At 60.1% G+C, this 7,846-nt stretch carries 7 protein-coding genes and 1 pseudogene; 6 read left to right on the forward strand and 2 right to left on the reverse strand.

The genetic code is table 11. The features are described from left to right. The first annotated feature begins 209 nt into the window (after positions 1-209). The gene (locus ACR0JF_RS06085) at positions 210-1,505 is read left to right on the forward strand and encodes an MmgE/PrpD family protein (protein ID WP_170660317.1); all 1,296 of its coding nucleotides are present in this window, start codon (positions 210-212) and stop codon (positions 1,503-1,505) included. Here the strand turns inward: ACR0JF_RS06085 and pyrC are convergent. Beyond that, complete coding sequence (gene pyrC, locus ACR0JF_RS06090) at positions 1,502-2,539, reverse strand: dihydroorotase (protein ID WP_170660316.1); 1,038 nt, start codon at positions 2,537-2,539, stop codon at positions 1,502-1,504. The genes ACR0JF_RS06085 and pyrC overlap by 4 nt on opposite strands. Positions 2,540-2,675: 136 nt before the next feature. Here pyrC and ACR0JF_RS06095 point away from each other — a divergent pair, with 136 nt between their 5' ends. Then, on the forward strand, positions 2,676-3,584 hold the full coding sequence (locus ACR0JF_RS06095) for an AAA family ATPase (protein ID WP_170660315.1): 909 nt from the start codon (positions 2,676-2,678) through the stop codon (positions 3,582-3,584). Positions 3,585-3,642: 58 nt separating this feature from the next. Beyond that, positions 3,643-4,902 carry a vWA domain-containing protein gene (locus ACR0JF_RS06100; RefSeq protein ID WP_170660314.1) on the forward strand — a complete coding sequence of 420 codons (1,260 nt, stop codon included), beginning with the start codon at positions 3,643-3,645 and terminating at the stop codon, positions 4,900-4,902. Between the two features lie 3 nt (positions 4,903-4,905). Here ACR0JF_RS06100 and ACR0JF_RS06105 read toward each other — a convergent pair whose 3' ends face one another. Further along, complete coding sequence (locus tag ACR0JF_RS06105; protein ID WP_170376825.1) at positions 4,906-5,406, reverse strand: hypothetical protein; 501 nt, start codon at positions 5,404-5,406, stop codon at positions 4,906-4,908. A 225-nt stretch (positions 5,407-5,631) separates the two neighbouring features. Between ACR0JF_RS06105 and ACR0JF_RS06110 the strand changes: the two genes are divergently transcribed. The 3 genes and pseudogenes from ACR0JF_RS06110 to ACR0JF_RS06120 all read left to right on the forward strand — a co-directional run. Continuing rightward, positions 5,632-6,600 carry an XdhC family protein gene (locus tag ACR0JF_RS06110; protein ID WP_170660313.1) on the forward strand — a complete coding sequence of 323 codons (969 nt, stop codon included), beginning with the start codon at positions 5,632-5,634 and terminating at the stop codon, positions 6,598-6,600. Next, a complete protein-coding gene (locus ACR0JF_RS06115; RefSeq protein WP_170660312.1) occupies positions 6,597-7,598 on the forward strand; it encodes a molybdopterin-binding protein in 1,002 nt (333 codons plus the stop codon). The genes ACR0JF_RS06110 and ACR0JF_RS06115 overlap by 4 nt, the downstream gene beginning before the upstream one ends. A 148-nt stretch (positions 7,599-7,746) precedes the next feature. Next, positions 7,747-7,846, forward strand: a pseudogene (locus ACR0JF_RS06120) ((2Fe-2S)-binding protein); the annotation flags it as partial.

The following is a 7,846-nucleotide window of genomic DNA, read 5'->3' on the forward strand; positions in this document are numbered from 1 at the left end:
ATCAAAGCCGCTGCTTTGCAGCGGTTCACACGTACGAAGGATTTGACTGATTTTACTTCTGAACTGCGTTACTTCCCTTTGAAATAGAACCACTATTCCTGCAGGGAAGTGCCTTGTCAGAACAAAAATCAGTCAAACCAGTGGCGCAAGATGAATGGGCCCTGACCCTAGGCCTTTACCAACGACCGGCGCGCGTTAGACTGCGCGCTATGTCTGGATTCACCTCAACGCTTGCGAGTTTTGCCGCCAGCCCCGTCAACACAACCGCGCAGGCGCGGGCTATTACGTCTCTGTCCGTTCTCGACTGGATCGCCGTGGGTCGTGCCGGTATGTCCGAACCCGTATCGGTCGCCGTTCGGGACATGGTGCAGGAGGAGGGCGGAGCAGCGCAGGCCCATCTTTTCGGCGGTGGGGCCGCGCCCTTGCGTGCGGCGGCGTTGGTCAATGGAACGGTGTCCCATGCGCTTGACTATGACGACACTCATTTCGCCCATATCGGCCATCCGTCGGTTGCCATCCTGCCTGCGGCCTTGGCGGTTTCAGAATGGGATGACCGTATCCTCGTTGATCTGCTGGAAGCGGCCCTGATCGGGATGGAGGTTTCGATCCGTATCGGCCTCTGGCTCGGTCGAGACCACTATCAGGCTGGGTTCCACCAAACGGCGACTGCGGGGACCTTTGGGGCGGCGGTTGCAGCGGGTCGGGTCCTTGGGTTTGATACTGACCAGATGGAGGAAGTTCTGGGCCTGGCATCCACGCGCGCGGCCGGTCTGAAAGCTCAGTTCGGCACCATGGGCAAACCCTACAATGCAGGATTGGCCGCATCAGCCGGGGTCGAGGCCGCGTTGCTGATCAAACGGGGCTTTGAGCCCAATGCGAGTGCGCTAGAGGGCCAGTACGGCTTTGGCGCCACCCATCAGGGCGCGGCGGATGCGTCGACGGCGTTGGACGGGTTGGGGGAGGAATGGCTGTTCGAATCGGTCAGCCACAAGTTCCACGCGTGTTGCCACGGTTTGCACGCCGCGCTTGAGGCTGCTTTGCGTCTTGATATTGCCGAACCTGAAGTGGCTGAAATCAAGGTCAAAACCCATCCGCGCTGGATGAGTGTCTGCAACCAGATGTCTCCGACCACGGGGCTGGGGGCGAAGTTTTCCTATCGCACGGTGATCGCCATGCAGGCGCTCGGCTACGACACCGCTTTGCCAAGCAGTTACACCGAAAAGGTCTGCACTGATCCTCGCATTCGCTCTTTACGAGACCGCATCACGGTCGAGGCGGATGAAACCCTCACCGAGACCCAGGCCCGCCTAGAGCTTCTGCGGCGCGACGGCGTGCGACGCGAGGTTACGCATGACCTTATGGCTCCGATGTCTCTGGCGGATCGGGAAGACCGTGTCCGTGCCAAAGCGTCGAAACTGATTGGAGGGGATGAGGCGGACGCGATCTGGTCGATGCTGCGTACCGGAGGTCGCGCCCGCGATCTGGCTGCAAAACTGGCGGGTTAAACCACGCGCCAGTGCAGGGGGAAGCCGGGGTCGAATACGGTGACGGGGCCGTCGCCACTTTCGATCTTCGACGGGTATTCGACCGGGTCACCCTTAGTCAGCGTGATCGAACTTTCGTTCACCGGCAGGCGATAGAAGGCCGGACCATTCAACGACACGAACCCTTCCAGCTTGTCTAGGGCACCTTCGCGGTCGAACATCTCGGCTACCAAGGACATGGTGTTTGTTGCCGTGAAACATCCCGCACAGCCACAGGCCATTTCTTTGTTGTCATCCGTATGCGGCGCGCTGTCCGTGCCCAGGAAATAACGCGCATCGCCCGAGGTCGCGGCCTTCAGCAGCTCCAACCGATGTTCTTCACGTTTGGCGACGGGCAGGCAGTAGTAATGCGGTTTGATCCCGCCCACCAGAATGTGGTTGCGGTTGATGATCAGGTGATGCGCGGTGATCGTTGCGCCAAGATCGGTCTCGTTGGCCGCAACATACTGAACCCCGTCGCGGGTCGTAATATGCTCCATCACAACGCGCAGGCCGGGGGTTGCCTTACGGATCGGATCCAGAACACGGTCGATGAACACAGCCTCGCGGTCGAAGATGTCGATCTCGGAATCGGTGACCTCGCCATGAACACACAGAGGCAGGCCGATCTCGGCCATCCGCTCAAGCACCGGACGCACATTGTCGAAATTCCGAACACCCGAATGCGAATTGGTCGTCGCACCTGCCGGGTAGAGCTTGACCGCCTTGACCAACCCGCTTGCATGCGCAGCGGCAAGGTCTTCTGGATCCGTATCTTCGGTCAGATACAGGGTCATCAGCGGCTCGAAGGTCATCCCTTCGGGCAGCGCAGCCATGATACGCTCACGATAGGCGGCGGCGTGCGCGCCGGTCACCACCGGGGGCACCAGATTGGGCATGATGATTGCACGGCCAAAATGGCGCGCGGTTTCGGGCAGGACGGCCTGCAACATCGCGCCATCGCGCAGGTGCAGATGCCAGTCGTCGGGGCGGCGGATCGTGATGCTATCGGTCATGAGGCCTCCGCTAGCACAGAGGCCGCCGTCGGAAAAGCCCTTGTCAACTCGTTCGAACGTCGTAGCTCAGAAACGGGTGATGGCCTTGACGCACAGGCGCGGCCATGACCTTTTGTGGCAAGGGAGAATTCAGCACATGACACAGCCAGATTCCATAGACGCGGTTCAAACAATGCTAAGCGCACAGGGCTATGTTTGCGGCCGTGCGCTGGCAACGGTCGTCTTCCTGTCGCTGAAACTCGGTCGGCCGCTGTTTCTGGAAGGTGAGGCCGGTGTCGGCAAGACCGAGATCGCCAAGGCACTGGCCGCAGGGCTTCGTCGCCGCCTGATCCGCCTGCAATGCTACGAAGGGCTGGACGCGTCCTCTGCCGTCTATGAATGGAACTTTCCTGCGCAGATGGTCGCCATCCGAACCGCCGAAGCTGCGGGCGGCGCAGACCGTTCTGCCCTGCAGACCGAGCTGTTCTCGGATGACTACCTCGTCGAACGCCCTTTGCTGCAAGCCATGAGGCCCGATAAAAACGGCGCGCCGGTGTTGCTGATCGACGAGCTTGACCGCACCGATGAACCCTTCGAGGCTTTCCTGCTGGAAGCGCTCAGCGATTTTCAGGTCACGATCCCGGAACTCGGTACCGTCAAAGCCCCCGAACCACCCGTTGTGATCGTCACCTCCAACCGCACGCGTGAGGTGCATGATGCCCTCAAACGCCGCTGCCTTTACCACTGGGTCGACTACCCGGATTTCGACCGGGAAATTGAAATCCTGAACGCCCGTGCGCCCGAAGCGGCCCAATCGCTTAGTCGCGAGGTCGTGGCCTTCGTACAGCGTCTGCGCACCGAAGACCTGTTCAAGAAACCCGGCGTGGCTGAAACCATCGACTGGGCCAAATGTCTGCTTGCGCTGGATGTGATCAACCTCAGCCCCGAAGTGATCGGTGATACCCTCGGCGCTATCCTGAAATACCAGGACGACATCCAGAAACTGCAAGGGTCCGAGGCCAAACGCATTCTTGACGAAGCCAAGGCCGATTTAGAACCAGCCTGATGCTTCATCTTTTCAAAAATACTCCGGGGGTATGGGGGCAGAGCCCCCATGAGTGTTGATGGCCGAACAGATCCCGCTCGACATTCCCGAAAACCCGAAGCTGGCGCAGAACATCACACATTTTGCCCGCGCCCTTCGAAAAGCCGGGCTGCCGATCGGCACCGGTCGTGTGGTGGATGCCATCCGCGCTGTTGAGGCCGCAGGCTTCACCGAAAAGCAGGATTTCTACTGGACCCTACACGCCTGTTTCGTGAACCGCCCCGAACATCGCACCGTCTTCGCGCAGGTCTTTCGCCTCTATTGGCGCGACCCAAGGTATCTAGAACACATGATGTCCATGATGCTGCCCGCCATTCGTGGGGTGCAGGAAGAACGCAAAGCCGACGCAGGTGAAAAACGCGCGGCTGAGGCCTTGCTTGACGGGGTTGAACGCGATCAGCCTGAAACCTCCGATGAGCAGGAGGGCGAGACCGAGCTTGAGATTGACGCTTCGCAAACCGCCTCGTCCGAGGAACGTCTGCGCAGTCTGGATTTCGAACAGATGAGTACCGATGAGATCGCTCAGGCCAAGCGCCTCCTGTCGCGCCTCAGCCTGCCGGTGAAACCGATCGAAAGCCGCCGCAGCCAGGCCAGCCATATCGGCCACCGGATCGACCGGGCGAGAACCCTGCGCGCCGCCATGCGTCAGGGCGGAGAGCTGCACGATATCGCGAAAAAAAAACCCCGGCCGCGCTGGCCCAATCTGGTCGTGCTCTGCGATATCTCCGGCTCGATGAGCCAATATAGCCGCCTGATCCTGCATTTTCTGCACACGGTCTCGAACGCTAAGGGGGCCGGCTGGGCCAAGGTCCATGCCTTCACCTTCGGCACGCGACTGACCAATATCACCCGTCACCTACACCAGCGCGACGTGGATGCCGCCCTAGCTGCCGCCGGGGCCGAGGCGCAGGATTGGGAAGGCGGCACGCGGATCGGAGACTGCTTGCACGCCTTCAACCGAGACTGGTCGCGGCGCGTCATGGGGCAGGGCGCGGTGGTTCTGCTGATCTCGGACGGGCTGGACCGCGGTGCGCCCGAAGCCTTGGCGAAAGAGACCGAGCGTCTGCATCTTTCGGCCCGGCGTTTGATCTGGCTGAACCCTCTGCTGCGCTGGGATGGGTTCGCCCCCAAAGCACAAGGCGTGGCCGCCATGCTGCCTCATGTCGACAGCTTCCGTGCGGGTCATTCGATCGCATCGCTCGAAGACCTCGCCACGGTCATCTCAACCCAGGACGATGTCGGAGAGAAAGCGCGGCTCATGTCCGCGCTTTCCGGCTAGGATTTAGCCCAACTGCTTTTCGTTGCACTCACGCGCCATCTCCATGGCCTTGTAAGTGCCGGTCAGATCGACGGTGAACGCAAATTCCTTTTCGGGGAAGACGATCATGACCTGTTTCTTGGCCAGATCGTCCGCAAATTGCGGGTCGTCGGACAGGACATAGCCACCGGAATACCCCTTGGTGATGTTCCCCTTCATGCCCGTGGCCTCACCCACATACAGGTTATCACCCAGCAGGATTGCCACGGCTTCTTTCTCACCGCGTTTGATATTGGTTTCCGCCTTGGTGAAAACGCCAACGTAGCCCACACCGCGATCCTCGGTCAGGCCCATCTGAACAACGTTTTCCGCGTCATCCACGGCCTCAATCAGACAGGATTTCTTTTCGTTGTCGATGAAGACTTTCCAGCCTTCGACCTCACCGTAGCGTTCGAATGTATCAGCCCATGCAGCGGTCGAGGCCAACAGGCCGAGCGCCGTTCCCAGTGTAAGAATGCGTTTCAACTCTTCGTCTCCGTTGAGAAATTTATTGAGAGCGCCCAATCCAAATTCAGGCACAGTTTCAACTTAAGACGTGGGGTATTCGCAATCAATCCTTTGAGAGTGTGAATTTTAAATCGGCCTTTTACTGCCCACATAATCGCGAATTGACTGCCGTCTCCGACTAACGTTCGCTTTTCATTGGTCCAAGGCTGCCTATGTTGGTTTGCAACAAGCCAGGAGGATTCGATGGATCGATTCGACAGCAGCCCGGAACGCGCTTTGGAATGGCACCGCAGCGGTCGCGGTGCCGCGCTGGCCACTGTTGTCGAAACCTGGGGCAGCGCACCGCGCCGTGTGGGGTCACAGCTGGTGATCGGCGGGGACGGGCGGATCGAAGGGTCGGTCTCGGGCGGTTGCGTCGAAGGTGCGGTGATCGTCGAAGCCATTGAAGCAATTGATGAGGGTGAGGCGCGCCTGCTTGAATTTGGTGTCAGCGACGAAGACGCCTTTGCCGTTGGTCTGGCCTGCGGCGGCACCATCCGGGTTTTGGTTGAGCCGGTCGGCTCTGTCCTGCCTGAGCCGATGCTGGCCGAGTTGGTCGCCGCCCGCGCGCGCCGTGAACCGCTGGCCTATGAAGTGAATACAGACAGCGGACACAGGGCCTTGCGCCGGAATGCTTATGCGGATCGGTTGCGCATGGACCGCTCTGGGTTCGAAGAAGATGGCAAGACCTTCGTCGCCGTTCACAACCCGCCTTTGCGGTTGGTCATCGTCGGTGCGGTTCACATCGCGCAGGCCTTGGTGCCGATGGCGCGGATTGCGGGTTACGACCCGGCCATCATCGACCCGCGTGAGGCATTTGCCTCAGACAGCCGCTTCCCCGGAGAGACCCTTTTGACAGATTGGCCGGATGAAGCGGTTGCAAAGTTAGGTCTGGATCAGCGCACGGCCATTGTCCTGTTGACCCACGATCCGAAACTGGATGATCCGGCCCTGCAGGCCGCGTTAGATGCGGATGTGTTCTACATTGGCGCCCTTGGGTCGACACGCACTCATGCCAAACGGGTTGAGCGTATGACCGATGCGGGGTTCACCCAAGCTCAGATCGCGCGCATTCACGGGCCGATCGGTCTTGATATCGGTGCCGCAGGCCCATCGGAGATTGCCGTGGCTATCCTAGCCCAGATGACGGCCGTTCTGCGAGGTAAGGCATGAAATTCGGCCCTGTGCCAGTGACCGAAGCCGCCGGAGCCATTCTCGCGCATTCCGTCAAAGTCTCAGACCAAAAGCTGCGCAAAGGGCTCATGCTAACTGCCGAGCATGTCTCGCAATTGTCCAGCGCGGGGTTTGACGAGGTCATCGTCGCCCGTCTGGAGCCAGGCGACTGTCATGAGGACGAGGCCGCCGAGATGCTGGCCCGCGCTCTGGTCCCTGACCCCTCCGGCGCCAATTTGCGTCTGACCGAGGCGTTCACCGGTCGCGTGAACCTTCTGGCCGAGGGGCCCGGCGTGGTGGTGCTGGATGTGGCGGCGCTCGAGCAGTTCAACCGCGTCAATCCGATGATCACCGTCGCAACGGTACCGCAGCATCAGCAGATGACAGCGGGCGGCATGGTCGCGACGATCAAGGTGATCTCCTACGCTGTTCCCAAAGCCGATGTTGAACGCGCGGCCGCGTTGGCGCAGGCCTCGGTCCGCCTAGTCGCGCCGGTCTATCGTAGCGCGGGTTTGATCGTGACAGACATCGCCGGAGGGCCGCCCAATGAGAAGGGCATCGCTGCCATGCGTGGGCGTGTCGAAGCTCTGGGCATGGATCTGTGCGATGTGCAGATCGTCCCGCATAAAACCGATCAACTTGCCTCGGCTATTGATCGTGCCGAAGGCGATGTGCTGATGATTCTGACGGCTTCGGCGACGTCGGATGTGAACGACGTGGCCCCATCTGCCGTGCGCGCCGCAGGCGGGGATGTTGACCGGTTCGGCATGCCGGTAGATCCGGGCAATTTGCTGTTTCTGGGGGCGTTGAACACACGACCTGTGATCGGCCTGCCGGGATGCGCGCGCTCTCCGGCTTTGAACGGGGCTGATTGGGTTTTGTCCCGGGTGGCCTGTGGGGTCGAAACCACTGGTGCGGATATTGCTGCGATGGGTGTGGGCGGTCTGCTCAAGGAAATCCCGACCCGGCCGCAACCTCGCGCGCAACGGAAGAAGTAGGTCGGACGCTCACAGGCAGCGCCGGTAAATTTATTGCATCGGCCATTTGCGTCCCTCTGGTGTCAATAAGCGACAAATTCCTGTTCTCAAGTCAGACCTCCCGTGTTTAACTCGCCCCAAGCGAATGAGCTAAAGAAGGGGAGGTCTTATGCCAAATATATCGCTGACTGTGAATGGCATGTCTGTGAGCGGTGATGTTGAGGGTCGGACGTTATTGTCTGGTTTTTTGCGGGATCATTTGTCTTTGA

This window comes from Ruegeria sp. BG11, from assembly GCF_056538565.1.